At 69.0% G+C, this 24,423-nt stretch carries 22 protein-coding genes and 2 tRNA genes; 5 read left to right on the top strand and 19 right to left on the bottom strand.

The genetic code is table 11. The features are described from left to right. Genes QUC20_RS03980 through QUC20_RS03955 form a run of 6 tightly spaced genes read right to left on the bottom strand, consistent with a single transcriptional unit; the run spans position 1 to position 6,391 of the window. Positions 1-408 carry a MaoC/PaaZ C-terminal domain-containing protein gene (locus QUC20_RS03980; RefSeq protein WP_120263276.1) on the bottom strand — a complete coding sequence of 136 codons (408 nt, stop codon included), beginning with the start codon at positions 406-408 and terminating at the stop codon, positions 1-3. Beyond that, on the bottom strand, positions 405-854 hold the full coding sequence (locus tag QUC20_RS03975; RefSeq protein WP_120263277.1) for an FAS1-like dehydratase domain-containing protein: 450 nt from the start codon (positions 852-854) through the stop codon (positions 405-407). The genes QUC20_RS03980 and QUC20_RS03975 overlap by 4 nt, the downstream gene beginning before the upstream one ends. A 9-nt stretch (positions 855-863) precedes the next feature. Further along, on the bottom strand, positions 864-1,700 hold the full coding sequence (locus QUC20_RS03970) for a sulfite exporter TauE/SafE family protein (RefSeq protein WP_289331466.1): 837 nt from the start codon (positions 1,698-1,700) through the stop codon (positions 864-866). Further along, the gene (locus QUC20_RS03965) at positions 1,700-2,566 is read right to left on the bottom strand and encodes a DUF2510 domain-containing protein (RefSeq protein WP_289331013.1); all 867 of its coding nucleotides are present in this window, start codon (positions 2,564-2,566) and stop codon (positions 1,700-1,702) included. The genes QUC20_RS03970 and QUC20_RS03965 overlap by 1 nt, the downstream gene beginning before the upstream one ends. Before the next feature lie 43 nt (positions 2,567-2,609). Beyond that, positions 2,610-4,667, bottom strand: coding sequence for an ABC transporter ATP-binding protein (locus tag QUC20_RS03960; RefSeq protein WP_120263280.1), 2,058 nt, complete (start codon positions 4,665-4,667; stop codon positions 2,610-2,612). Continuing rightward, complete coding sequence (locus QUC20_RS03955; protein WP_120263281.1) at positions 4,664-6,391, bottom strand: ABC transporter ATP-binding protein; 1,728 nt, start codon at positions 6,389-6,391, stop codon at positions 4,664-4,666. The genes QUC20_RS03960 and QUC20_RS03955 overlap by 4 nt, the downstream gene beginning before the upstream one ends. Before the next feature lie 139 nt (positions 6,392-6,530). On the opposite strand from QUC20_RS03955, the gene QUC20_RS03950 reads away from it, so the two are divergent. Continuing rightward, positions 6,531-7,226 (top strand): GTP pyrophosphokinase, encoded by a 696-nt coding sequence (locus tag QUC20_RS03950; RefSeq protein ID WP_120263282.1) that lies wholly within the window; start codon positions 6,531-6,533, stop codon positions 7,224-7,226. 24 nt (positions 7,227-7,250) lie between these two features. Here the strand turns inward: QUC20_RS03950 and QUC20_RS03945 are convergent, their stop codons facing one another. The 6 genes from QUC20_RS03945 to QUC20_RS03920 all read right to left on the bottom strand — a co-directional run bounded on the left by QUC20_RS03945 (position 7,251) and on the right by QUC20_RS03920 (position 12,228). Then, positions 7,251-7,673 (bottom strand): organic hydroperoxide resistance protein, encoded by a 423-nt coding sequence (locus QUC20_RS03945; protein ID WP_289331012.1) that lies wholly within the window; start codon positions 7,671-7,673, stop codon positions 7,251-7,253. After that, a complete protein-coding gene (locus QUC20_RS03940; protein WP_259455228.1) occupies positions 7,670-8,164 on the bottom strand; it encodes a MarR family winged helix-turn-helix transcriptional regulator in 495 nt (164 codons plus the stop codon). The genes QUC20_RS03945 and QUC20_RS03940 overlap by 4 nt, the downstream gene beginning before the upstream one ends. A 93-nt stretch (positions 8,165-8,257) precedes the next feature. Further along, a complete protein-coding gene (locus tag QUC20_RS03935; protein WP_289331011.1) occupies positions 8,258-9,154 on the bottom strand; it encodes an SDR family oxidoreductase in 897 nt (298 codons plus the stop codon). 53 nt (positions 9,155-9,207) lie between these two features. Further along, positions 9,208-10,092 carry an SMP-30/gluconolactonase/LRE family protein gene (locus QUC20_RS03930; protein WP_120263284.1) on the bottom strand — a complete coding sequence of 295 codons (885 nt, stop codon included), beginning with the start codon at positions 10,090-10,092 and terminating at the stop codon, positions 9,208-9,210. Next, positions 10,082-11,872, bottom strand: a complete 1,791-nt coding sequence (locus QUC20_RS03925) for a glycoside hydrolase family 15 protein (protein ID WP_289331010.1) — start codon at positions 11,870-11,872, stop codon at positions 10,082-10,084. The genes QUC20_RS03930 and QUC20_RS03925 overlap by 11 nt, the downstream gene beginning before the upstream one ends. Beyond that, positions 11,869-12,228, bottom strand: coding sequence for a sugar ABC transporter ATPase (locus tag QUC20_RS03920; protein WP_120264380.1), 360 nt, complete (start codon positions 12,226-12,228; stop codon positions 11,869-11,871). Before QUC20_RS03920 ends, QUC20_RS03925 begins: the two co-directional genes overlap by 4 nt. A gap of 142 nt (positions 12,229-12,370) precedes the next feature. Between QUC20_RS03920 and QUC20_RS03915 the strand changes: the two genes are divergently transcribed. Then, a complete protein-coding gene (locus QUC20_RS03915; RefSeq protein WP_289331009.1) occupies positions 12,371-13,291 on the top strand; it encodes a DUF368 domain-containing protein in 921 nt (306 codons plus the stop codon). Positions 13,292-13,353: 62 nt separating this feature from the next. After that, the gene (locus tag QUC20_RS03910; protein ID WP_289331008.1) at positions 13,354-14,673 is read left to right on the top strand and encodes a cytochrome P450; all 1,320 of its coding nucleotides are present in this window, start codon (positions 13,354-13,356) and stop codon (positions 14,671-14,673) included. A gap of 774 nt (positions 14,674-15,447) precedes the next feature. On the opposite strand, the gene QUC20_RS03905 is transcribed toward QUC20_RS03910, so the two are convergent. The 5 genes from QUC20_RS03905 to QUC20_RS03885 all read right to left on the bottom strand — a co-directional run bounded on the left by QUC20_RS03905 (position 15,448) and on the right by QUC20_RS03885 (position 18,919). Next, a tRNA-Met gene (locus QUC20_RS03905) sits at positions 15,448-15,521 on the bottom strand. A 23-nt stretch (positions 15,522-15,544) separates the two neighbouring features. Continuing rightward, positions 15,545-15,616 (bottom strand) — tRNA-Thr (locus QUC20_RS03900). A gap of 63 nt (positions 15,617-15,679) precedes the next feature. Next, positions 15,680-17,080, bottom strand: coding sequence for a M23 family metallopeptidase (locus QUC20_RS03895; RefSeq protein ID WP_259455229.1), 1,401 nt, complete (start codon positions 17,078-17,080; stop codon positions 15,680-15,682). Positions 17,081-17,216: 136 nt separating this feature from the next. Beyond that, positions 17,217-18,014, bottom strand: coding sequence for an inositol monophosphatase family protein (locus tag QUC20_RS03890; protein WP_120263288.1), 798 nt, complete (start codon positions 18,012-18,014; stop codon positions 17,217-17,219). A 44-nt stretch (positions 18,015-18,058) separates the two neighbouring features. Beyond that, a complete protein-coding gene (locus QUC20_RS03885) occupies positions 18,059-18,919 on the bottom strand; it encodes a hypothetical protein (protein ID WP_120263289.1) in 861 nt (286 codons plus the stop codon). A gap of 78 nt (positions 18,920-18,997) precedes the next feature. Between QUC20_RS03885 and QUC20_RS03880 the strand changes: the two genes are divergently transcribed. Then, complete coding sequence (locus tag QUC20_RS03880; protein WP_289331007.1) at positions 18,998-20,278, top strand: sensor histidine kinase; 1,281 nt, start codon at positions 18,998-19,000, stop codon at positions 20,276-20,278. 13 nt (positions 20,279-20,291) lie between these two features. Then, complete coding sequence (locus tag QUC20_RS03875; RefSeq protein WP_289331006.1) at positions 20,292-20,960, top strand: response regulator transcription factor; 669 nt, start codon at positions 20,292-20,294, stop codon at positions 20,958-20,960. Positions 20,961-21,083: 123 nt separating this feature from the next. Here the strand turns inward: QUC20_RS03875 and QUC20_RS03870 are convergent, their stop codons facing one another. Then, positions 21,084-23,498, bottom strand: a complete 2,415-nt coding sequence (locus tag QUC20_RS03870) for a thioester domain-containing protein (RefSeq protein WP_120263292.1) — start codon at positions 23,496-23,498, stop codon at positions 21,084-21,086. Between the two features lie 126 nt (positions 23,499-23,624). Then, the gene (locus tag QUC20_RS03865) at positions 23,625-24,344 is read right to left on the bottom strand and encodes a LuxR C-terminal-related transcriptional regulator (RefSeq protein ID WP_289331005.1); all 720 of its coding nucleotides are present in this window, start codon (positions 24,342-24,344) and stop codon (positions 23,625-23,627) included. Positions 24,345-24,423: the final 79 nt, after the last annotated feature.

Here is a 24,423-nt window from a genome sequence, read left to right as displayed (position 1 = left end):
TCACTCCGCGGTGCGGACGCGCACCTGGGCCTTGCCGAGCACGACGGTGTCGGCGTGGCTGACGGTCAGGTCGATCCGGGCGACGCCCTCGTCGACCGCCCCGACCTTCGCGACGACGGTGAGGGTCGCGCCCGTCTCGGGATCGACGACGACAGGACGGGTGAACCGTACGCCGTACTCCACGATGCGACCGCTGTCGCCGAGCCACTCGACGATGGTCTCGACGGCCAGACCCATGGTCAGCATGCCGTGGGCGAGCACACCGGGCAGGCCGACGCGGGTGGCGACGTCGTCGCGGTAGTGGATGGGGTTGAAGTCCCCCGACGCTCCCGCGTAACGCACGAGCGACTCACGGGTGAGCTCGACGGTGCGCTCGGCGACGACGGTTCCGACGGTGAGTTCGCTCATGCGTCTTCCCCTCCGATCAGCAGCACCGAGACGGCGGTCACGACGTGGTCGCCGGCGACGTCACGGATCTCGGCCTCGCTGGTCACCATGGCACCTTTGCCGAAAGCACGGATGCCGGTCACCGAGAGCTGCGCGGTGAGCTCGTCGCCCGCCACGATCGGCCGGGTGTAGCGGAAGCGCTGCTCGGCGTGCACCGTGCGCTCGAGGGCGATGCCCGAGTCGGGCTCGCCCAGCAGCTGCTGCAGCGTGAGGTCCTGGATCACCATCGCGAAGGTCGGGGGCGCGACCACGTCGGGGTAACCCAAGGCGCGCGCCGCTTCAGGGTCGGTGTGCTGCGGGTCGGTCGCGAAGACGGCGCGGGCGAACTCGCGCACCTTCTCGCGACCCACGAGGTACGGGGCGGTCGGCGCGAAGGCGCGTTCGACCAGATCGGGGTTCACGGACACCGTCCGATTCTACCGGTGGCCCTCCGACGACAGCGCAGCCCGCTTCCCGGCCCGCGCCGCGCGGTGCGTCTTGACGGCACGCACCGCCATCTGCGAGGCGATGAAGGTGAGGAACGCGGCGAACAGGATGTTGGCGGTGAGCGGGTTCAGGAGGGTCGCTATCCAGGCGCCGACCGCGGTCGTGGTGCAGGCGGCGAGGCCGACGACCAGGGCCGCCACGAGGTCGACGTTGCGTCGGCGGGCATTGCCGACCGTGCCCGAGATCGCGGTCGGGATCATCATCAGCAGAGACGTGCCCTTGGCGATGAGGTCGCTCGTGCCGAAGAGGAACATCAGCGCCGGCACGACGATGACTCCGCCGCCCACACCGAGCAGACCGGCCATGATGCCGGTGAAGAGTCCGAGCCCGGCGAGCCCGATGCCGACGGGCCAGCTCAGCTCGAGAACGGCATCACGCGAGGGCACCACGATGAAGAGCATCACGATGACGACGACGAGGAAGCCGACGAAGCCCCATCGCAGCGCGTTCTGAGGGATCTTGGCCAGCAGCCAGCTGCCGATCTGCGCACCGATCACGGCACCCGCGGCGAGGATGATCGCCGGGATCCAGGCCACCGAACCGGTGACCGCGTAGGAGATGACACCGACCGAGGCGGTGGGGACGATTGCGGCGAGCGAGGTCCCGGCGGCGAGCCGCTGATCGAACCCGAGCAGCAGGACCAGGAGCGGCACGATGACCGTTCCGCCGCCGACGCCGAACAGTCCCGACAGCAGGCCAGCCGCGAGCCCGACCCCGGCGCACGCCAGGTAGAACCGCGCGCTCCGGCGCGCACCCCGCTCCCCCATCACTGCTCGACGTAATCGTCGATGAGCCAGCCGGAGCCGCCCGGAACGAGCGTGTACAGCGCCGAGAAGCTGCTCGGAACGGGGTTCTCGAGCGGAGCGCCGGCGGAATCGGCCGTCTGGGTGAAGGTCTCGACGGTCTGGACGTAGATCGTGTCTCCCTCGCGGGTCGTCGAGATGAAGCTGATGTCGTAGTCCTCGACGGAGTTGTCGAACTCGAGCGCGGCCTGCGCGAAGTCGGCGCAGTCGGACAGCCCGCCGCTCGAGAGGAACTCGGGGGTGACGATCGCCTGATAGGCCGCGCAGTCCATGTCGTCCCACGCGTCGTCGTAAGCATCGACGACGTCCTCGGCCGCACGCAGATCGGCCCCCTGCACCGAGCTCGAACCCGGGCGGTCGGCGCTCGGGGAGAGGATGTCGGCCACGAAACGCGGAATGAGCACGGCCGCGAGAACGATGAGACCGATGAGTACGGCGCCGAGCGCGACGAAGAGGATCCAGAGCTTCGAGCGACGTGCCGGAGGAGGGATGTCCTCGCCGCGGGCTCCGGTCATCGCCGCCGTCGCCGTCGTGGGGTGTGCGCCGGGATAGACCGGGGCATAGCCGCCCGGCGCGGGCGGGATGGGCGGCAGCGTGTCGGTCGGCGAGGCGGTGTCGGATGCCGCGAGACTCTGCTGGCTCTCGGCGATCGATGCCTCCGTCACCGCCGGTGGCTCTTCGATCGGCGCCTCTTCGACCGAGGGCTCGGGCTGCGGCTCGGGCGAGGGCTCGACAGGGGTGTGGGTGTGCTCGGTCCAGCCCGCACCGTCCCACCACCGCAACGCGCCGTGACCGTCGTCGTACCAGCCCGCAGGCGTAGAACCGCTCAACTCTGCCTTCTCTCGCGTCGGGCGCCGATCCGCCTCGTTCAGACTACCGATCGGCGGAGACCGGCCGGCTGTCCGCTTCGTCGTCTACCGAACCGAGCTCGGCGACCGCTTCCACCTGCTCCGTCGCCGCCTGCTCGAACTGCGATCGGTAGAGGCGCCAGTAGGCGCCCTGAGCGGCGATCAGTTCGTCGTGCGAACCCTTCTCGACGATGTCGCCGTGTTCCATCACGAGGATCAGATCGGCGTCGCGGATGGTCGAGAGCCGGTGCGCGATGACGAACGAGGTGCGTCCTTCGCGCAGCGCCGACATCGCCTGCTGGAGCAGCAGCTCGGTACGCGTGTCGACCGAGCTCGTCGCCTCATCGAGGATGAGCACCGCCGGCTGCGCCACGAAGGCGCGCGCGATCGTGATGAGCTGCTTCTCGCCGGCCGAGACGTTCGCGGCATCCTCGTCGAGCACCGTGTCGTACCCATCGGGCAGCGAGTGGACGAACCGGTCGACGCGCGTCGCGATCGCCGCCTCGACGATCTCGTCGTCGGTCGCGCTCTCGCGGCCGTAACGGATGTTGTCGCGGATGGTCCCGGCGAAGAGCCAGGGGTCTTGCAGCACCATGCCCGTGCGCGAGCGCACGTCGTCGCGGGAGAGCTCGGAGATGTCCTGACCGTCGAGCAGGATGCGGCCGCCGTCGAGCTCGTAGAAGCGCATGAGCAGGTTCACGAGCGTGGTCTTCCCCGCACCGGTCGGACCGACGATCGCGACGGTCTGCCCCGGCTCGACCCGGAACGTCAGGTCGGTGATGAGGGGCTTGTCGGGCGAATAGGCGAACCGGACGTGCTCGAACTCGATCACGCCACGGCCGCCGCGCACCGGTTCGGCCTCCGGGGCATCGGGCTCCTGCTCGTCCTCGTCGAGCAGCTCGAATACACGCTCTGCCGACGCGGTGCCCGACTGCACGACCGCAGCCATGCCCCCGAGCTCGGAGAGCGGCTGCGTGAACTGCTGCGAGTACTGGATGAAGGCCTGCACATCACCGAGTCGCAGCTGCCCCGAGGCGACCATCAGTCCGCCGAGCACGGCGATTCCGACGTACGTGAGGTTTCCGATGAAGGTCATGCCCGGCATGATCAGGCCCGAGAGGAACTGCGCCTTGAAGGCTGCTTCGAACAGCTCGTCGTTCTCTGCCGCGAACTTCTCGCGCGCGTCGCGCTCACGGCCGTACACCCGCACGAGAGCGTGACCGGAGAACGACTCCTCGACGCGCGCGTTGAGGCGCCCGACCTTACGCCACTGCACCGCGAAGGCCTTCTGCGACCGCGGTCCGATGACGCCGAAGATCACGGCCATGAGCGGCAGCGAGACGAGCGCGACGAGCGCGAGCTGCCACGAGATCGAGAACATCATGAAGAGCACGCCGACGACGGTCAGCACGCTGGTGAGCGCCGTCGAGAGCGACTGCTGCATCGTCTGCGTGATGTTGTCGATGTCGTTCGTGACGCGCGAGATCAGCTCGCCGCGCTGCACACGGTCGAAGTACGCCAGCGGCAGCCGGTTGATCTTCGCCTCGACCGACTCGCGCAGGCGCCACATCGTGCGCACCATGATGATGTTGATGACGAAGCCCTGCAGCCACGTCAGCACGGCCGACCCGACGTAGATCGCGAGCACCGTGACGACGACCCACTTCAGCCGGTCGAAGTCGACGCCGGCGCCCACCTGGAAGTTCTGCATCGCGCTGACGAGGTTCGCGACGTCGGTCTGACCCGCTGCGTTGAGGGCTGCGACGACATCCTCCTGGCTCGTTCCCGCGGGGAACTGCGAGCCGAGGTTCGCGGAGACGACTCCCTCGAAGATCAGGTTGGTCGCGTCGCCGAGGACGCGGGGCGCCAGGACGGCGAGGACCACCCCGACGGCGCCGAGAACCGTCATGAGGCCGAACACGAGGGCGTACGGGCGCAGGAGCCCGATCATGCGCAGGAAGCTCGGTCCGAACTTCGCCGCCTTGCCGGGAGCCACGCTGTCCCAGCTGCCCGAGTTCTGACGGGCCTGTTCGGCCAGCTCGAGCTCGGAGCGCTCGTCGTCGGTGAGGTTGTCGGCGCTCATGCGTCCACTCCCAGCTGCGATTCGACGATCTCGCGATACGTCTCGTTGGACTCGAGGAGCTCGTCGTGCGTGCCGAGCCCCGCCATCCGCCCGTCGTCGAGGACGAGGATGCGGTCGGCGCCGGTCACCGTGGAGATGCGCTGTGCGACGACGATTTTCGTGACCTCCGGCAGCTCTCGCCACAGCGCCTCGCGCAGGCGTGCGTCGGTGGTCAGATCGAGCGCCGAGAACGAGTCGTCGAAGACCAGGACGTCGGGGCGGCGCACGATGGCCCGGGCGATGGCGAGCCGCTGACGCTGTCCACCGGAGACGTTCGTGCCTCCCTGCGCGATACGCGCGTCGAGACCGCCCTCCATCTCGGCGACGAAGTCACGTCCCTGAGCGATCTCGAGCGCCTTCCACAGCTCGTCGTCGGTCGCCTCCTCGCGGCCGAACCGCAGATTCGAGGCGACCGTGCCGGTGAACAGGAAGGCGCGCTGCGGCACATAGCCGATACCGCCCCAGAGAAGGTCGAGGTCGGCCTGCCGCACGTCGACGCCGGCGACCGTGACCGCGCCGCCCGTCACATCGAACAGTCGGGGTATGAGCGAGACCAGCGTCGTCTTACCCGACCCCGTCGATCCCACCACGGCGACGGTCTCTCCCGGTGCCGCGCGGAACGAGATGCCCTCGAGGACCGGCGCGTCCGCACCCGGGTAGGTGAACGAGACGTCGTCGAACACGATGGCGCCCGGCTCGGGGAACTCGCGCACCGGTGCCGCGGGCCGCTCGAGGGCATCGTGCGACGAGAGCACCTCGCCGATGCGGTCGGCCGATACGGCGGCACGCGGGATCATGATCGTCATGAAGGTCGCCATGAGCACCCCCATGAGGATCTGACCCACGTACTGCATGAAGGCGAAGAGCGTGCCGATCTGCACGTTGCCCTGGTCGACCTGGATGCCACCGAACCAGATCACACCCACGACCGTGACGTTGAGCACGAGCATCGCCAGCGGGAACATCAGCACGAACAGCGATCCGACTTTGCGCCCGACGATCATGATGTCGGTGTTGGCCCCGCGGAACCGCTGCTCCTCGATGCGCTCACGGACGAACGCGCGCACGACGCGGACCCCCGTCAGCTGCTCGCGCATGATCCGGTTGACGTTGTCGAGGCGGGTCTGGAACTGCCGGAACAGCGGCACCATCCGGCCGATGATGAGCCCGGCGACGACGAGCAGGAGCGGCACCGCGACCCCGATGAGCCAGCTCAGCCCGACATCCTGCTGCAGCGCCATGATGACGCCGCCGATCGCGAGCATGGGCGCGGTGACCAGCATCGTGGCACCCATCATCGCGAGCATCTGCACCTGCTGCACGTCATTCGTGTTGCGGGTGATGAGGGTGCCCGGGCCGAAGCGAGAGACCTCGCGCTCGGAGAACCCGCTGACCTTCTCGAACACGTCACGGCGGATGTCGCGCCCCGCGGCCATCGCGGCACGGGCCGCGCACAGGGTGGCGATGACCGACGCGACGATCTGCCCGAGGGCGATGACGAGCATGATGGCGCCGCGGGACCAGATGTATGCCGTGTCGCCGCGAGCGACGCCGTTGTCGATGATGTCGGCGTTCAGACGAGGGAGGTAGAGCGAAGCCATCGCCGAGCCGAACTGGAACACCAGCACGCCCAGGAGAAGCCACCGATAGGTGCGCAGGTAGCGGAACAGGAGCTTGCCGAGCATGGGTCTCCTTGAGCGAGTCGGCCGGACGGTTCATGGTAGCGCCGGGCTCCGACACCCGCCGGGTCGGGGGTTGCGCCTCCGGCGAACGACCGACGATCCTCACAGCCGCCGCCGATGCCGCCTCTGTACCGTCGGTCCCATGACGTCCGGCAGCTCCGTGCCCCCGCTCTCGATCACCGACGGCCTGCAGAACTTCTCACCCCAGGAGCTGCGCAGCCTGCGTGACGAGTTCCAGCAGTTCCTCCTGGAGTACCGCTTCGGCATGCAGGAGATCGAGACGAAGCTGCAGATCCTGCGCGACGAGTTCCAGCAGCTGCACGACTACAACCCGATCGAGCATCTCTCGAGCCGGCTGAAGTCACCCGACGGCATCGTCGAGAAGGTCGTCCGAAAGGGCGTCGAGCCCGAGTTCGCGTCGATCCGCGAGCACATCACCGACATCGCCGGCGTGCGCGTCACGTGCAGCTTCACGCAGGACGCCTATCGCCTCTTCGACCTGCTGACCGCCCAGGACGACATCGAGGTCCGGACCGTCAAGGACTACATCGCCGAGCCCAAGCCCAACGGCTACAAGAGTCTGCACGCGATCGTGGAGGTGCCCGTCTTCCTCTCGACCGGTCGCATCACTGTGCCCGTCGAGGTGCAGTTCCGCACCATCGCAATGGACTTCTGGGCCAGCCTCGAGCACAAGATCTATTACAAGTTCGCCGCGAACGTGCCGGCGGAGCTGATCGCGGAGCTCAAGGACGCCGCCGAGACGGCGGCCGAGCTCGACGCGAAGATGGAGCGGCTGCACCGCGAGGTGCGGCACCGTCCCCGCGTCGTGCGCATCTGAGCACTCGACGCGGGGACGCCGGGGTCAGTCCTCCGAGACCGTGATCTCGACGGGGATGTTGCCGCGGGTCGCGTTCGAGTACGGGCAGACCTGGTGCGCGGCGTCGGCGAGCTCCTGAGCGACCTCGTGGTCGACACCGGGCAGCACGACCTCGAGCACGACGGAGAGCGAGAACCCGCCGGCATCCGTCGGGTGGATCTGCACCTGACCGCCGACGGCGGAGTCGGTCACGTCGATCTTCTTGGACCGCGCCACCATCTGCAGGGCGGAGTGGAAGCAGGCGGCGTAACCGGCGGCGAACAGCTGCTCGGGGTTCGAGCCGTTGCCCGATCCGCCCATCTCCTTCGGGATGGCCATCTCGAGATCGACGCGACCGTCCGTGCTGCGGACATGTCCGTTGCGGCCGGCGCCCGTCGAGAGTGCTTCGGCGGTGTAGAGAGCGCTCATGCGTGCTCCTCCTTCATTTCCTTGTGGGGGGTGGTCTTCGCGGCGCGGGGAGCCGCGCGCAGGTCGTCCGCGGCGTCGCGCATGCCGTCGGCCAGGTCGGTGAGGGCGGCGATCAGGTGCCGGGCGCCGTCGACGGTCACACCCATCCCCTCCGCGATGCAGGCGGGGACATGGGAGAGCTCGGTGCGCAGCTCGCGGCCGCGGGGCGTGAGCGAGACGGTCACGACACGCTCGTCGGCACCACCGCGCTCGCGCTCGACGAGACCGTCGCGCGTCATCCGGCGCAGGAGCGGCGACAGCGTGCCGGAATCGAGGTCGAGCGCCTCGCCCAGGTCGCGCACGCTGCGCCCGTCGCGGTTCCACAGCAGCACGAGCACGAGGTACTGCGGGTAGGTCAGGCCGTGCGGCTCGAGGAGGGCCGCGTACGCCTTCGTCGTCGCGCGCGACGCGGCGTAGAGCGAGAAGCAGACCATGTGCTGCGTCGGTTCCATATCTGCACTGTACACAACTGGGTTGTGCACAATCAATACCGGGAAGAAGTGCGCCGGCAGCCGCGGCCACCGGCGCACTTCCTTGCGACGACGTCAGGGCGTGGGCATGCCGCCGTTGACGTTGAGGGTCTCCCCCGCCACATAGCTCGACTCCGCGGACGCGAGGAACACGTAAGCGGGAGCGAGCTCGGCAGGCTGGCCCATGCGCCCGAGCGGCGTCTCCTCGCCGAAGCTGTCGATCTTCTCCTGCGGCTGGCCGTCGCTCGGCTGCAGCGGCGTCCAGATCGGGCCGGGTGCGACCGCGTTCACGCGGATGCCCTTCGGTGCGAGCTGCTGGGCGAGGGCCTTGGTGAACGTGTTGATCGTCGCCTTCGTCGAGGCGTAGTCCACGAGCGTCTCCGACGGCGAGTAGGCCTGGATCGACGTGGTGTTGATGATCGAGGCGCCGGCCGGCAGGTGCGGGAGCGCGGCCTTCGTGATCCAGAACATCGCGTAGACGTTGGTCTTGAAGGTGTCGTCGAACTGCTCGTCGGTCAGATCGGCCAGCTCGTACTGGAAGATCTGCTTGCCGCCGTTGTTGACGAGGATGTCGATTCCGCCGAGTGCCGAGACGGTGTCGGCGACGAGCGAGCGGCAGTACTCCGGATCGCGCAGGTCGCCCGGGAGCTGCGCGACGGTCACACCGGCATCCTTCAGGATCCCGGCGATGCGCTGGGCGTCCTCTTCCTCCTCGGGGAGGTACGAGATGGCCACGTCGGCTCCCTCGCGGGCGAAGGCGATGGCGGTCGCCGCGCCGATCCCCGAGTCGCCGCCCGTGATGAGCGCCTTGCGCCCGGCGAGGCGGCCGCTGCCGCGGTAGCTCTCCTCGCCGAGGTCGGCCTTCGGCGTCAGGTCGGCGTCGAGGCCCGGCTCATCCATGTGCTGCTTCTCGGGCTCGATGTCCGCGTACAGCTCGGCGGGGTTGACGAAGGTGTACTGGTCACGGGACATGGTGTCTCCTTCCATCGGTCTTCCTAGGGGTGGTCGTCTGGCGAAACCGTCGATCAGTCGATCGACGAGGACCCGAACGTGTGGATGCGGCGGCCGGTCGCTCCCGGTGCGAGCCGGAAGATCCCGCCCGAGAGGGGATGCCGCTGCAACTGCTCCTCGGTGAGGTTCTCTCGCGCCGACCCGACGAGGAGCACGTCGAGGTCGGGCCCGGCGAACGCCACCGAGGTGATGTTCGGTGAGGGCATCGCGATCTCCGCGACGACGTCGCCGTCGGCGCTCCAGCGGGCCACTGTCCCCTCGCCGTACAGGCCGTTGAAGAACGAGCCGTCCGTCGCCAGAGTCAGTCCGTCGCTCGCCCGCCCGACGAGGAAGGGCTCGAGTTCGCCGAGCTCGCCCTCCGATCCGTATGCCGCGCGGTAGACCGTCGAGGTCGCGGTGTCGGTGACGTACATCGTGCGGCCGTCGTCGGACCACTCGAAGCCGTTGGCGACGCCGTACCCGCCGCCGAGCACGCGGACGCCGCCGTCGGGTTCGACCGACCAGAGCGTCGCATCGGGATCGTCGCTCGTGAGCTCCATGGCACCGACGACGAAGCGGCCGAAGGGGTCGACCTTGCCCTCGTTCAGACGCATCCCGTCGTGACGGTGGCGCAGCGCCGCGAGATCGCGCTCGATGCGGCCGTCCGCGTCGAGCAGGACGACGCGGTCCTTCAGCGCGGCGACGTACCCGCCTCCGGCAGCCGGCTGCACGGCGGACAACGGCGGCGGCAGCTCGACGACCCGGTCGTCGCTGCCGTCGACGGCGCCGTCGAGGGGGCCGCGATGCAGAAGGCCGGCCGTGATGTCGACCCACACGACTTCGTCGGTGCGGTCATCCCACCAGATGCTCTCGACGAGCACGGCACGCGTGTTGCGGAAGACCTCGATCTCATCGGCCACGGAGGGCCTCCTCGGGGACGACGTCGCGAATGGTGAGCACGGTCGCGATGAACGCGAGGTGACTGAGGGCCTGCGGGGTGTTCCCCCACGCTGTGCCGTCGTCGGCGTCGATCATCTCGGCATAGATGCCCACGTCGTTCGCCAGGGCGACGAGCCGGTCGACGAGATCGAGCGCCTCGTCGTGCCTGCCGACGCACGCGAGTGCCTCGGCGCGCCAGAACGCGCAGGCGACGAACGTCTTCTCCTCTTCGGAGACCCCGCTGTAGCGGTACAGCAGCGGCCCGGCTCCCAGTTCGTCGGTGAGGGCGTCGATCGTCGTCGACATCCGTTCGCCCCGGTCGAAGCCGGTGGGCGCGTGCAGCAGCACGGAGGCGTCGAGCTCGTCGGACCCGGCGTAGAAGACGTATGCCGACTTGGCCTCGGACCAGCAGTTCTCGTCGATCCAGAGCCGGATGCGCTCGCGCTCCGCCTTCCACCGCTCGGCGCTCCCGGGAATCGCGCCGCTCTCGGCGAGCGCGACGGCGTCGTCGAGGGCCTTCCAGCAGCCCATCTTCGACGAGGTGTAGTGCCGCTCTTCCGGCAGCTCCCACATGCCCGAGTCGGGGTTGCGCCACAGATCGCAGGTGCGATCGGCGACGCCCGCCAGCATCCGTGCCGTTCCGATGTCGAGCACGTTGCCCGCGTCGACATACGTGCGGCAGATGGCCATGAGGTCGCCGTAGACGCCGAGCTGGAGCTGCTCGCGCGCCGGGTTGCCGGTCACGACGGGCTGGTTGCCCTGCCAGCCGGGCACGGGGTACTCGCGAGCGTCGGGCACGAGCTCGCCGTTCAGCGTGTACATGACGTGCAGCTCGGGGCCGTGATCGCGGATCGTGCGCAGCATCCATGACAGCGCAGCGTGCGTCTCTTCGCGGAGCCCGAAGCGCACGAGCGCGTGCGCGGTGTAGGCGAGGTCGCGCACCCAGGCGTAGCGGTAATCCCAGTTCTTGCCGCCCGCGGGGTTCTCGGGCAGAGAGGTGGTCGCAGCGGCGGCGATCGCTCCCGTGGGGCTGAAGATGAGGAGCTTGAGGGCGAGCGCGCTGCGCTGGATGCGTTCCTGCCACGGCCCTTCGTAGGAGAAGACCTCGGACCAGTGACGCCAGTTCTCGATCGTGCGGTCGATGCCGACGTCGACGTTGCGCGGGTCGGGGAGGTGCAGGGGCTCGTCGTGCGTCGCGGCAAGCGCGATGAGGTGGCGCGAACCGGCCGAGGCGGTGAACGACCCGGTCAGGCGGGGGCCGCTCGTACCGTCGGGATCGGGGGCATCCGGACCGTGCTCGAAGCCCACCACGACGAGGGCGGTCTTGCCGCTGCGGATCACGTCGCCGTGCTGGGTGCGCTCGATCCAGGGCGATGCCGTGCGAAGCGATGTTCCGGGATGGATGCGCCAGGCCATGGGCACCGTGCCGTCGAGGCCGTCGATGCGGCGAGCGAGCTCCGCCCACGGCATGCGTCCCGCGACGCCCGACACCATCGCGTCGGTGACCGTGACGGACCCGCGAGCGGTGGTGAAGGTCGTCTCCAGGACGTTCGTGTCGGGGACGTATCGACGCGTGGTCTCGTAGTCCTCCGTAGGGGCGAGTTCGAGGCATCCGCCCGTCTCACTGTCGAGCAGGCGCGCGAAGACGGGCGTCGAGGTGAGGTCGGGAAGCGGCAGCCAGTCGACGCTGCCGTCCAGGCCGATCAGTGCCACGGTGCGGCCGTCGCCGATCGGCGCGTACGACTCGATACCGGCGGTCACATGCCCTCGTCGTCGATGTCGCCCTCGCCGTCCTCGCCGAGTTCGGCGATGACCGGGTCCTCTCCCTGGGTCTCCGGCTGCTCGTACGCGGACGGCAGGTCTTCGGCCGGGATCTCGTCGTCTTCCGACGGGATGTGCGCGGGGTCGTCGCTCGTCGCGGTGGCCGTGTCGAGCTCGGCGGGGTCGACACCGGCGTCGAGCGCCTCGTCGATCGCCTCCGTACGGTCCCACTCGCGCTGGGCGGGGTCGAGATCGGGGTCGGCCACGCTGGTCGCATCGCCGTCGCGCAGCGGCTGGATGCCGGCGTCCTCGGCTGCGGCGGGGCGGGCGAGGTCGTCGTTGAATGCGTTGGACATGACTCCACGATGCGCGGGGCCGATGAATCCGTCGAGCCACTTGCACCGGGCCCGGACGCGCGGTAACGGGGCCTGCCACAGGTCGCTCAGGCGGTCACGGGTAGCCTGGAACGCTCCGTCGTCGTTCTCTCGGAGGTCGCCCATGCCCGTCGCCCGAATGCTCTTGGATGCCGGTCGCGGCGCTCTGATCGGCACGGTCGAGATCATCCCCGGTGTCAGCGGCGGCACCGTCGCACTCATCGTCGGGGTCTACGAGACGCTCATCGATTCGGCCGGCCACCTCGCCCGAGGTGTGGCTCGCTTCGTCGCCGACGGTGCGCGCGGCCGGGGCCTCGCCCGCGCCCGGGCGGAGTTCGCCGCCGTGCGCTGGTCGGTCGTCCTCCCCGTCGGGTTCGGCATGATCGCAGCGGTCCTCGCGGCGTCCGCGATCCTCGCTCCTCTCATCGAAGCCGAGCCCGTCGCATCGCGGGCGCTCTTCGCCGGCCTCATCCTGGCGTCGCTCGTCGTTCCGATCCGTATGGTCGGCGGGCGCTGGCGGATGCGCGAGTACGCGGTCGCCGTCGTCGGATCGATCGCGGGGTTCGCCCTCACGAGCCTCCCCCAGATCGATCCGCTCGAGCCGCCCCTTCCCGTTGTCGCGCTCGCGGCGGCGTTCGCCGTGTGCGCATTGGTCGTGCCCGGCGTCTCGGGCTCGTTCATCCTGCTGGCCGTCGGCATGTACGCGCCCACCCTGGCCGCGGTGAACGAGCGTGATCTGGTCTATCTGGGCGTCTTCATCCTCGGCGCGATGGTCGGACTCGGCCTCTTCGTCTCGGTGCTGCAGTGGCTGCTGGTCCACCGACGGCGCGTCATGCTGGCGATGATGACCGGCCTGATGGTCGGCTCGCTCCGCGCCCTGTGGCCGTGGCAGGAGGATGGCGCGGTTCAGCCTCCCGGACCGGATGCCGTGCCGGTGCTGCTCCTCGTCGTGCTGGGCGCGGCCGCTGTGGGCGGTGTGCTGCTCATCGAATCGGCGGTGCTGCGCCGCGCCGCTCGACGGCTCGAGTCCGGCGCGGCGGGGTAGCACACGTCGGCATGATCCGCCTCCCCCTCGGCTCGTCGGCGCCGAGGTGTGAGCGTGGAGTCATGATGTCTTCGATCACCGCCGCTGCACGCACGCTGACCGACGACTCTCCGCAGCTGCTGCTGCGCGGGTACGGGTTCGGCGAACGCATCTGGAAGCGGGTACGAGCCGGCGCACGCTCGGCCCCCATGGGTCTGCTCGGCGATCCCGCCATCTTCGTCCGGGGTGCGGAGGGTGTCGAGGTGTTCTACGACGAAGACCGCGTTCACCGTCACGGTGCGATGCCGGGCATCGTTCAGGAGACACTGTTCGGACACGGGTCTGTGCACAGCCTCGACGGGCAGGACCACCGCCACCGCAAGGCGACGTTCCTCGACGTCGCTTACGAGGACGAGCAGGTGGAGCGGCTCCGACCTCACCTGGTCGCGCAGTGGCGGAGCGAAATCGACGAGTGGGTCGCCGGCGGTGATCGCTCTGCCTACGACGCGGCGGTGGGCGCCTTCGGGCGAGCCGTCATGCAGTGGGCGGGGCTTCCGGGAACCCCCGCGGCGAAGACACGATGGGCGGCCCGGCTCGCGCAGATCGTCGACGGTTTCGGCGTTCCGTACTCCCCCGAGTACCTCCTCGCCTGGGTGAATCGCCGCTGGTCGGACCGTCACGCCCAGCACCTCATCGAGGCGGTGCGCGACGGCGATCTCGATTCCGAGCCCGGCACCGCCCTGGACGCGTGGGCCTGGCACCGCGACCGTGCCGGCGTGCTTCTCCCGGCCCGGCTGGCCGGCATCGAGCTGCAGAACAGCATGCGCCCGATGATCGCGGTTGCACGGTTCGTGGCTTTCGCCGCGAAGGAACTGCACGATCGTCCCGAATGGCGCCAGCGCATCGCCGCGGAAACGGCCGAGCGCGAGACGCTCGACGGCGGCCCGCTCGCCGTCGCGTTCGCCCAGGAAGTCCGCCGAACAGCCCCGTTCGTGCCGATGCTTCCCGCGCGCGCGGTCGCCGACATCGAGCTCGACGGCCAGCGCGTCGCGGCGGGCGGCCGCATCGTGCTCGACATCCTCGGGACCAACCTCGATGATCGCTCGTGGGAGCGCGCCGGCGAGTTCACGCCCGAGCGCTTCATCGGTGTCGACGACTACGAGGCACTCCCCGCCTTCATCCCCCACGGCGGCGCGGATGTCGCCACGGGCCACCGCTGCCCCGGCGAGAAGCTCGCGATCGCGGGGCTCGCGACGGCGATCGCCGCGCTGAGCCATCCTGGCGTCACGATCCTCGGCGACGGCCTCGAGGTGAACACGCGCCGGCTGCCGACCAAGCCCGCGTCAGGGGGCCGTGTTCGCGCCACGGGCGCCGGTGGCGGCTGCCCGTTCCATCGGCGCTGACCCGCGCTACCGAGGTGCGAGGACCGTGTCCCCCGAACGGCCGACTCGACGGACCGGCCGGGAAGCCCTAGCGTCGATGACGTCGACGATCTTCCCCCCGGATCGTAGAACGCCCCGCATCTTCGGATGTCGGGGCGTTCTGGTTTCCGGGACGCGAGAGGAGCCCGGCGTCATCCGATCGGATGAAATCTCGCGCCGAACATCGACGTCGATGACCGTCTCAGACCAACCTAACGCGGCATATTTAAGGCGCTTGACCAGCTTTTTCTGGCCGACGGCGAGACGCAGCCCGCGTGCGCCGGCTTTCTGCCATGCGAGGCATGATCGTGACGTCGGGTGCGATCTAGCGCTGATGGGGAGCAGGGCGGGCCTGCTCGACACCTCGGCCGCGAGTTAGGTCCTCGTCTCGCGCCCGACCTGCGCCCGGGGCTCTGGAGGGGCCCCGGGCGCCTTCTCGTTCCCGGGCGCCTTCTCGTTCCCGGGCGCCTTCTCGTTCCCGGGCACGTCGCCGCTGACCTGCCCCGCTGCCCCGCTGCCCCCGGGAGGTCCCACTTGGGCCGGGTTTGCCGTCCACTTTCACGGCCCAAGTGGGACCTCGAAGGATCGAGAAGTGATGATGGGTCGGGATACCACAAGGTTCGGCTGATTGCGTCGACGCGGCGCCCATGCTGCGTCTGGCCCTAAGCACAAGGACGCGCCGAGCCCGATTCGGTTCGATGCTCGAACGTGCCCGGATACGACAAAACCCCCGGGGATTCCGGGGGTTGTCATCTGTAGCAGGAGCGGGGCTTGAACCCGCGACCTCACGATTATGAGTCGTGCGCTCTCACCAACTGAGCTACCCTGCCGCAACGCATCCGAGGATGCTGCGAGCCCCGAGTCAGGATTGAACTGACGACCCCTTCCTTACCATGGAAGTGCTCTGCCACTGAGCTATCGGGGCGTGCCACCCGCAAGCGGGCAACTAGAAGAGGATACCATCTCGGCGCCCTCAGGCCGAATCAGGTCAGCGCTTCGTGTGCTCCTCGAGCCACGCGATCGGATCGGTCTGGGTGGTGCCACCGAGCAGCACCTCGAGGTGCAGGTGAGCACCGGTCGACTTGCCGGTGCTGCCGACCTTGCCGATGATCTCGCCGGGCTCGATCGTGTCGCCGACCTTCACCTTGAGCGAGCCGTACTGCATGTGTCCGTACCTGGTCGAGACCAGTTCGCCGTCGATGTTGTGGTCGATGACGACGGTCACGCCGTAGTCGCCGCCCGCCTCGGTCGCGATGCGCACTGTTCCCCCCGCGACGGCGTGGATCTCGGCGCCCGCTCCGGGGGTCAGGTCGACGCCGCGGTGCGGACGGGAGAACTCCGACAGGTAGGAGACCGAGCCGAACTGCGCCGAGATCGGAACTCCGACCGGGAACGGCCACTGGATCGCGGCGTTGGGGTCGTTGACCCACGTGCCGGCGAAGTTCGTGACACCCGAGTCGGCGGCGATCTCCGAGACGGAAGTCACATCGAAGGTGTCGCTGCGATCGAAGGTCACACCCGTCGTGGGTGAGGAGACATACGCCTGGATCTCTTCGGGCTCGACCGACGCCGCCGTGCGGGGCGCTTCGGCGGTGATGTCGCGACCGGTGTCACCAGAGGCGAAGACAGCGGCGGCAGGGCTCGTCAGGCCGACGGCGAGAAGGCCGACGGCGGCGACGGCACTCATCGAGACGGATGCCGCTGCGACGCGCTTGCCCACACGGCGCAGACGTCCGGGGCGTGCGACCGTGACCTCGCGCGTGCGCTGCTGGTGCTCGGCGATGGACGCCTCGGCGACCTGCACCGGGGTCTGAGCGGTGAACGAGAACAACCGTGCGGCGAACTCGAACTCGTCGACGTCGTGCGTGTCGGAAGACTGAGTGCTCTCGTCCGCCGCGCCCGAAGCGCCTGCCGAGTCCGCGTCACCGGCATCCGCCCTCTCGGCGTTCGAGGAGTCGACGGCAGCAGGGCCGAACGACTCGCCCTGAGCTGCGGGGCGCTCGATCGTCGAACCTGCGCGACGACGCCGCGAGGGCGTGATGAGATCGGAGCCCGCGTAGGCGTCGCCGTCGACGACGGTGAGAACCAGCTCGTCGGTCTCAGCATCAGCCTCGTCATCGCGCTCGGTACCGGCTGCGTCGACCGTTGCGCTCGTCGCGGCGACGGGGATCTCGGCGCTCGGCGCCTCGGGCGCCTGATCGATCTTCGCGACGTCGTCGGTCGGGATGTCGGCCGCCTTCGCGGCGAGCTCGGCCTCGGCCATCAGCCGCCGCCACTGCGCGCGCGTGAGACCCGTGCTCTGCGTGAGACCGGTCGCCGGGGTGGGCGACGGTTCCCCTGCCGAGGGTCGCGAGGACGCGGCCTCGGTGGGGGTGGTCTCAGAAGTCAAATCGCAGGCTCTCGAAAACAGCGCGCGCTCGTACGCGGCGGAAACTTTCCGGGTGGTGTCCGGCCTCCGGATCGGGTTCCGAAGATAACGAACGGGTAAACACTAACGACTTGCGGCTGGGAATGCGATCTACGCGTCAGCTTTCGTGGAAAACCCGTTCGGTCAGCTGGCTGTGGAGAGCCGGCGACGCCGCGATCGTCATGGTGCGCCCAGGGCGCTCTCCGGGCATCCCGGTCACCACTCCCCCGGCCTCGGCGACCAGGAGCGCGCCCGCCGCGTGATCCCAGGGCTGCAGGCCGCGCTCGACGTAGCCGTCGAGCCGCCCGGCCGCGACGTAGGCCAGATCGAGCGATGCGGCCCCGGCGCGGCGGATGTCGCGCGCGATGGGCATGATGCGTCCGAGCCGAGCGAGGTCTCCCGCGTGGGTGGCGGGGTCGTAGCCGAACCCCGTGGCCAGCAGTGCGCCGGCATCCGTCGGCTCGGACACCGCCAGACGCATATCGCCCAGCCACGCACCTTCGCCCACGGTCGCGCGGAACAGCTCGTCGACGACCGGCGAGAAGACGGCCGCGGCGACCGCCTCCCACTCCTGCGGGTCGGGTTCGCCATCGACCACCGCGATGCTGACGGCGTAGTGCGGGATGCCGTAGGCGTAGTTCACCGTGCCGTCGATGGGATCGACGACCCAGGTGAGGCCGCTCGCGCCGCGCTCGGCTCCGGATTCCTCACCGAGGAAGCCGTCCTCGGGTCGCGCCTGGGCGATGCGATCGCGGATGAGGAGCTCGACCTCACGGTCGGCCTCGGTGACGATGTCGGCGAGCGCTGACTTCGTCGCGGCGATGGCGACTCCCTCGCTGCGGCGACGGCGCGCGAGCGCTCCCGCCTCGCGGGCGATCTCGATGGCCAGGTCTGTGAGCTCTCGCGCTTGCACCATGCCACCCACGCTACGGGGTTCCCGGGCTCACCGAGCCCGGGCCGTCAACGGGGAGCGATCGGCTGGTCCGGCAGCGGCGGGGGCGGCGGGTAGTCCTGGTAGCCCGGCTGGGCGGGAGCCGCCGCGGGCGGCGCTGCCTGTGCGGGCTGTGCGGGTGCGTAGGCCTGCGGGTAGGTGGGACGCCCGGTGTAGTAGGCCTGCCAGTCGGGCGATCCGTCTCCCAGGACGGGCAGCGGCGTGCGCCCGTCGGCGTAGGTCGGCCACGGCGCCGATGCGGCCGGCTGAGGGGCGCGCGGCATCAGCAGGGCGTTCACCAGTGGAACCAGCGCGGTGCCGACCGCGGCGAGGATCGTCAGCGCGACCACGACGCGCCAGTAGATCGGCAGGAAGTCGAACCACTCGCCGCCGACGAGCGGCACGATCAGCATGACGGCGACGATCCCGAGGAAGGCGATGGTCGTGTAGGTGACGATCGAGAGGAACGTCGTGGGGTTGCGCGAGTAGGCCTTCGTGAAGAGGCGCAGGTGCAGCAGCGCCAGCTGCAGGATCAGCAGCACCAGCAGGAAGCGCATGAACCGCTCGTAGCCCCATCCGAAGCTCTCGGTCGGCGACGGCAGCCAGATCATGACGGCGCCGATCAGCAGCGCGACCACCCAGCTGCCCATGCTGGTCAGAGCGAACCAGGCGGGGCGACGACCGGCGAGGTGCGATTCGAGGATCGAGATGCCCGCGAAACCCGCGAGCAGCAGCACCGTCATGAAGGCGCGGGCGACGATTCCGGTACCCGACCCGACCAGCACCCAGACGACGCAGACGATCGCGGCGGCGATGAGCGCGCCGATGGCGACCCAGATCGCGGCGCGCAGCAGCTTGTTGGATTCGGGAGATGTGATGGGCTTGCTCATCGACAGGTTTCCTTCCGCGCTGACTCATCACATCCTGGCATGCACGGGCCTTCTCTGCGGGGCTGAGAGGATTCTGTGGTGAACCCACCCCGAGAGCCCGGCGTCGGATTCGACGAGTCCGCGACGCGCACCTTCTTCCGCACGCGTCGCGCGTCGGCGATCCTGGTCGCCATCGTGTCGGTGATGACGACCCTCCAGGTGCTCGCGACGCCGATCACCGCGATGTTGGCCGGCCCCATCGACTGGCCGTTCTCGGTCTCGATACCCGTGCTGTGCGTCATCCTCACCGTGGCCTGCGTGGCCCAGGCGTCCGCGCTTCTGCTGAGCGATCGGTGGCCGCGCACGGCGGTCGTCGCGACCGTCGCGGTGTACCTCGTCCTCCTCGCCACCTTCGACGTGCCCAACTGGCTCATCGGCATGTACCTGGTCGTGGCGCTCGCGCAGTTCCTCCTGGCGAGCCGGGTGCCGGCGACGTCGGCGATCGTGTGCTTCCTCGGCGTGGTCATGCTCGGCATGGGAGGCCTCTTCGTCTGGGCCGTCGTCTACGCGGGCGACGCCGGGGCCGCCGTGACGTTCATGGCGAACGAGTTCTTCCGGTTCACCGCCCCGGCTCTCGGGGCGACCGCGTTGGGGATCTGGTGGGGCGCGCAGGTGCGGAAGGTCACGCTCGCCCGCGAGCAGGCCGAACTGGCGCGCCAAGAGCACGATGCGCGCGTCAACGACGCTCGCGAGCGGGAGCGCGCCCGCATCGCGCAGGAGCTGCACGATGTCGCCGGTCAGCACCTGGCCGGGCTCGTGACGCTCGCCGACGCCGCCATCTCGCTTGCGCCCGCCCGTCCCGACGAGGCGATCCGTCTGGTCGGCGAGGTACGGAACGAGGGCCGGTTCGCGGCGGCGAGCCTCGCGGGCGCGCTGAGCGACCTGCACGCCGAAGCAGCGGCACCCGCGGAGACGACACGCGACCTGCGTCGTGCGGGCGAGCTGGTGGAGTTCTGGTCGCAGCGCGGCATGCCGGTCTCGTTCGAGCTGTCCGGTGCGGTGTCCGACCTTCCGGCCGTCGTCTCGACCACCGCGTACCGCGTTCTCCAGGAGGCCCTGACGAACGCCGCCAAGCACGCTCCCGGGGCGCCGGTCAGTGTGACCGTGACGGTGGCCGAGGCTGAGGACGAACTCATCGTCCGCGTCGTCAATGGGGCACCGAACAGCGAATCGATGCCGGTCCCGGGCCTCGATCTCGGCTGGGGCCTGCGGGGAATGCGCGAGCGCGTCGAGCTACTGAGGGGCACACTGTTCGCAGGGCCGACGCCGACCGGCGGATGGGACGTGCGGATCACGATCCCGATCGACCCGATCGCCTGACAGGGAGAACGGTATGACTCGTGGAGCCGAGCGCATCCGCGTGCTGATCGCCGACGACAATCGTGCTGTGCGCCGAGGGCTGCGGCTTCAGCTGGAAGGCGCCCCCGGCATCCAGGTCGTCGGCGAGGTCTCGAACGGCATCGACGCCGTGCACGTCGCCCGAACCGAGCGTGCCGACGTCGTGCTCATGGACATCCAGATGCCGCAGATGTCGGGACTGTCCGCGACACGCCTGCTCGCGCGCCCCGAAGACGGCCGCGCGCCCATCGCCGTCATCGTCATGACGAGCTTCGCCATCGACGGATACGTCAGTGAAGCACTGGATTCCGGTGCCGTCGGCTACCTGCTCAAGAGTCACGACTCCGACCAGCTCGTCGGTGCGATCTATGCGGCAGCCCGGGGCGAGGCCCTCGTGTCGTCGCGAGTGACGGCGCCCCTGATCCGTGAGTTCGTCCGCCGCGGCGGAGGGCCCGAAGACCCGGAGGCGAGCGCTCTGCTGACCTCGGCCGAGCGTCGCGTGATCTCGGTGCTCGCCGGCGGCGTGACGAGCAACGAGGGCATCGCCGATAGGCTCCAGGTCTCGGTGCACACCGTGCGATCGCAACTGCATTCCGCGCTCAAGAAGCTCGATCTCGCCGACCGGACGCAGCTCGCACTGTGGGGAACACGCAACCGGCTCTGAGTTGTCTCATCCGTCCGGATGAAATATCGGTGCCGGTTTTCCGTCGTCGATCGCCCGCTCCTCCGGCGGGCACGAGGGCGTGACTGCGCCCCCTCGCCGTCGAGCGAGGGGGCGCAGCGGGCCTCACCGTGTCAGCGTCGACCGCTGACGGTGCACCCGGTAACCGCCCATGATCACGAGCAGACCGACCATCATGCTGCCGAGTCCGAGGATGAGGGCCAGGTGTGGCGCCTCGCCGCCGGTCGCGGGGAGCGCGCTGTGTCCGGGGACGATCGGCTCCCCTCCGCGAACGTCGTTGACGAGGGCGGCATCCACGGTTCCGCCGGGTTCGATCTCCACCGTGACGGGGTCGGCCGTGGCCACCTGCACGAGCGCAGTGCTGCCCGACTCGGTCTCGGTCACGACGCAGTTCGTTCCTGCGGGCAGATCCGCGTACACCTGCTCGTAGTCGCCCGCGCGACTGCGAGCCGGGATCACGAACGTCTCGTCGAGCACGTCGCCGTCATCGCAACGGACGCTGAGCTCGATGGCATCCTGCAGACCCGCGCCTCCGCCGGTCACGGTCTTCACGACCCGCAGCGACCCCGGCAGATACGACACATCGTTCGACAGCGCGGCGTCGACCGTCGCGCCCGGCTCGATGGCCACGGTGACGGGGCCGTCTGACGTGACGTCGACCTGTGCCGTCGCGCCCGACTCGAGCTCCGTGACGGTGCACTCGGTACCAGCCGGGATGTCGGTGAAGAGCTGCTCGTACTCCCCCGCGGCGGTGCCGGCGGGAATCTCGAAGGTCTCGTCGAGCACTTCGCCGCAGACGATGCCGAGTTCGATCGCGGCCTGCTGTCCGGCCGCGACTCCCGCGATCGACTTGACCACGCGAAGTGATCCAGGACGGTAGGTCACGGTGTTCGCGACTGCCGCATCGACCGTCGCACCCGGCTGGATCTCGACGGTGACGGGGTCGCCCGTCGCGACCTCCACCTGCGCGGTGCTGCCCGTCTCCGTCTCCGTGACGGTGCACGCGGTGCCGGCGGGCAGGTCGGAGTACACCTGCTCGTAATCGCCGGCGGCGCTTCCGGCCGGGATCTCGAACGTCTCGTTAAGAACGTCACCGCAGACCACGGTCAGGCGAATCGCACCCTGCGCGCCTGCGGCGTCACCGGCGATGCCCTTCACCACCCGCAGAGCGCCCGGAAGGTAGGTGACGGTGTTCGTGATCGTGATCGCGGCACCGCCCTCCGTGATCTCCGCGGTCTGGCCCGCATCGGTTTCGACGTCGACCACCGTGTTGGCGCCGGTGACGGGTTCCGTCACCGTGCAGCTCGTCCCGGCCGGTATGCCCGAGTACGTGAAGGTCTGCGTCGTCGCCGTGCCGGCGGGGATGTCGGCGGTGTAGGTGTACCCCTCACCGCAGTCGATGGCCAGCTGGATGTCGCCCTGAAGACCGAGCGCCTCGCCGGCGAACGCCTTGCTCACCGTCAACGAGCCGACCGCGAAGAACTCCGCGGTGGCTGAGGCGACCGCGTCCAGTTCCGTCGTGTCGGCCAGGATCAGTCGCTGCGCATCGTCCAAAGAAGGTGTGTTGCCGTCGTACAGATACACCTGCCCCCGCTGGACCGTCACCGCTGCGCGCGCGTTCAGCACGGTCTCGCCGGGCGAACCGCTCGAACTCCGCACCCATATGTCGGTACCCGTGGGCACGGAGGCCGGGTTCGCGAGGGGCTCCGCCCCTTCCGCGTCCGTGAACATCGCATAGCCGCTGGGAACGGAGACGGTGACCTCGGTCGCGCCCTCGGCGACGACCGTGAAGGGCCCCGCGCTGGAGATCGACGCGGCGGAATCGGAAGCGGGTGTGATGCTCGCTTCCGGCGCAGGCGGTTCGACGACCGGTCCTGCCGCCTGAGCTGCGGCGACGATCGCCGCCGTCGCCTCGCGAATCGTCGAGCTGGCCGCCGTGCTCACGACATATCCATCCGTGAAGTACCAGATCGCGGACTGGACGGCCGCTGCCTGCTGATTCGCCGAGAGACCGGAGGGTTCGGAGGTCGTCGGGTAGTAGTTGTTGAGGATGTAGGTGACGTATCCGATGTTCGGGACGTTCGATTCCTCCCACGTGCCGGACTCGTACCCGATGCCGACGTTCGTGGCCACCCGGAGATTGATGCAGTACATCTCGGCGGTCAGCGACGGGTCGGAGATGCTCGACGCGATGATCGTTCCGCTGAAGGGCCTCACCGACGAGTATCCGGCCGGATTGCTGGTGGGGTAGGCAGCCAGCGGATCTTGTGTGATGGGCGACGGCGGTTGGAATCCCTGGACATTTGCGCCGGGCCCGAGGGCCGTGACCTGGATTTCCGTGTTCGGGCCGATCTCGGCATCCGCGATCGGCGTCGCATCATCGATGCGCGCGTGGGCCGTCTGGCCGAGGGGCATGACGATGAGTGCCGCCACGACCAGGGCGCTCAGCGAGGCGATGACGCTGCGGACACGCCTACCGGCTCGGGGATGCCGCACCCGGGCGGTCGATCGCGTCGTCACGCCGAGTCCTTCCCGTCGGTCATTTCGTGATGTGAACCGTTATGGGTTGCGCGAATCATGATCTCTTCCTTTCACGCGGGGGGATGCGGACGCCCCCTCCAGGGGACGCGTATTGGTCACCATCACTCAGGCGCGATGGCGATCGGCAGTGCCATTGGTCCCGCCGCGCGTGACGTCATCGTGCGTCATCCGATAAACGGCGGCTTGTGTGCGACTCTCCAAATGCAGCTTGGCGAGCAGCCCGGAGACGTAGTTCTTGATGGTCTTCTCTGCCAGTCCGAGCCGATTTCCGATTTGACGATTCGTCATCCCGGCGGCGATGAAACGGAGTACCTGACGCTCGCGCAGCGTGAGGTCAACGGTCGAGGGTTGGTTCGCTGGCAGGCCCGCACCGTGCACCGCCTGCAGGCTGTGCACGTCTCCGCCGCGTGCGATCCGGCGCACGAGCTGCAAGACGTCCTGCGCGTCGGCGTCATCGAGGAGGTAGCCGTCGGCGCCCACAGCCCACGCGACTCGCTTCGCCTCTTCGGCGTCGGTGCGTCCGTGGACGAGCAGCGGCACATCGATCTGCACGCGTCGGATCTTGTCCACCGCGCTCACGATCTGCTCCGGAGGCTCCGTCGCGTCGAGGATGGCGACGTCCGGGTCGGCCCGATCGATCATCGGCCACGCTTCGTCGAGCCGCGCCATCTCTCCGACCACGACGAGATCGCCCGCATCTTCGATGACGGCACGCAGTCCTCGTCGCACGACATCTCGGCGATTGACGAGGAGAACCCTCACCTCTTCTTCGACGGCCGCGACATCGTCAGCCGGGTCGAACGGCAGTGCCGTTTCGTCCTTCATAGCGTTTATCCCTCCCCCGGGTGAACTAAGTCAAACACCTCAATACCAACGCGACCAGGGGGGTCGTGTTTTCGACGGT

This window comes from Microbacterium arborescens (assembly GCF_030369635.1).
Classification (GTDB): Bacteria; Actinomycetota; Actinomycetes; order Actinomycetales; family Microbacteriaceae; genus Microbacterium.
This window is presented reverse-complemented; position numbering and strand designations above follow the sequence as displayed.

Coding starts and splice junctions, on each gene's coding strand:
- QUC20_RS03980 (WP_120263276.1), bottom strand. CDS start 408: ATGAGCGAACTCACCGTCGGAACCGTCGTCGCCGAGCGCACCGTCGAG.
- QUC20_RS03970 (WP_289331466.1), bottom strand. CDS start 1,700: ATGGGGGAGCGGGGTGCGCGCCGGAGCGCGCGGTTCTACCTGGCGTGC.
- QUC20_RS03960 (WP_120263280.1), bottom strand. CDS start 4,667: ATGAGCGCCGACAACCTCACCGACGACGAGCGCTCCGAGCTCGAGCTG.
- QUC20_RS03955 (WP_120263281.1), bottom strand. CDS start 6,391: ATGCTCGGCAAGCTCCTGTTCCGCTACCTGCGCACCTATCGGTGGCTT.
- QUC20_RS03950 (WP_120263282.1), top strand. CDS start 6,531: ATGACGTCCGGCAGCTCCGTGCCCCCGCTCTCGATCACCGACGGCCTG.
- QUC20_RS03945 (WP_289331012.1), bottom strand. CDS start 7,673: ATGAGCGCTCTCTACACCGCCGAAGCACTCTCGACGGGCGCCGGCCGC.
- QUC20_RS03940 (WP_259455228.1), bottom strand. CDS start 8,164: ATGGAACCGACGCAGCACATGGTCTGCTTCTCGCTCTACGCCGCGTCG.
- QUC20_RS03935 (WP_289331011.1), bottom strand. CDS start 9,154: ATGTCCCGTGACCAGTACACCTTCGTCAACCCCGCCGAGCTGTACGCG.
- QUC20_RS03920 (WP_120264380.1), bottom strand. CDS start 12,228: ATGTCCAACGCATTCAACGACGACCTCGCCCGCCCCGCCGCAGCCGAG.
- QUC20_RS03915 (WP_289331009.1), top strand. CDS start 12,371: ATGCCCGTCGCCCGAATGCTCTTGGATGCCGGTCGCGGCGCTCTGATC.
- QUC20_RS03910 (WP_289331008.1), top strand. CDS start 13,354: ATGATGTCTTCGATCACCGCCGCTGCACGCACGCTGACCGACGACTCT.
- QUC20_RS03890 (WP_120263288.1), bottom strand. CDS start 18,014: ATGGTGCAAGCGCGAGAGCTCACAGACCTGGCCATCGAGATCGCCCGC.
- QUC20_RS03885 (WP_120263289.1), bottom strand. CDS start 18,919: ATGAGCAAGCCCATCACATCTCCCGAATCCAACAAGCTGCTGCGCGCC.
- QUC20_RS03875 (WP_289331006.1), top strand. CDS start 20,292: ATGACTCGTGGAGCCGAGCGCATCCGCGTGCTGATCGCCGACGACAAT.
- QUC20_RS03865 (WP_289331005.1), bottom strand. CDS start 24,344: ATGAAGGACGAAACGGCACTGCCGTTCGACCCGGCTGACGATGTCGCG.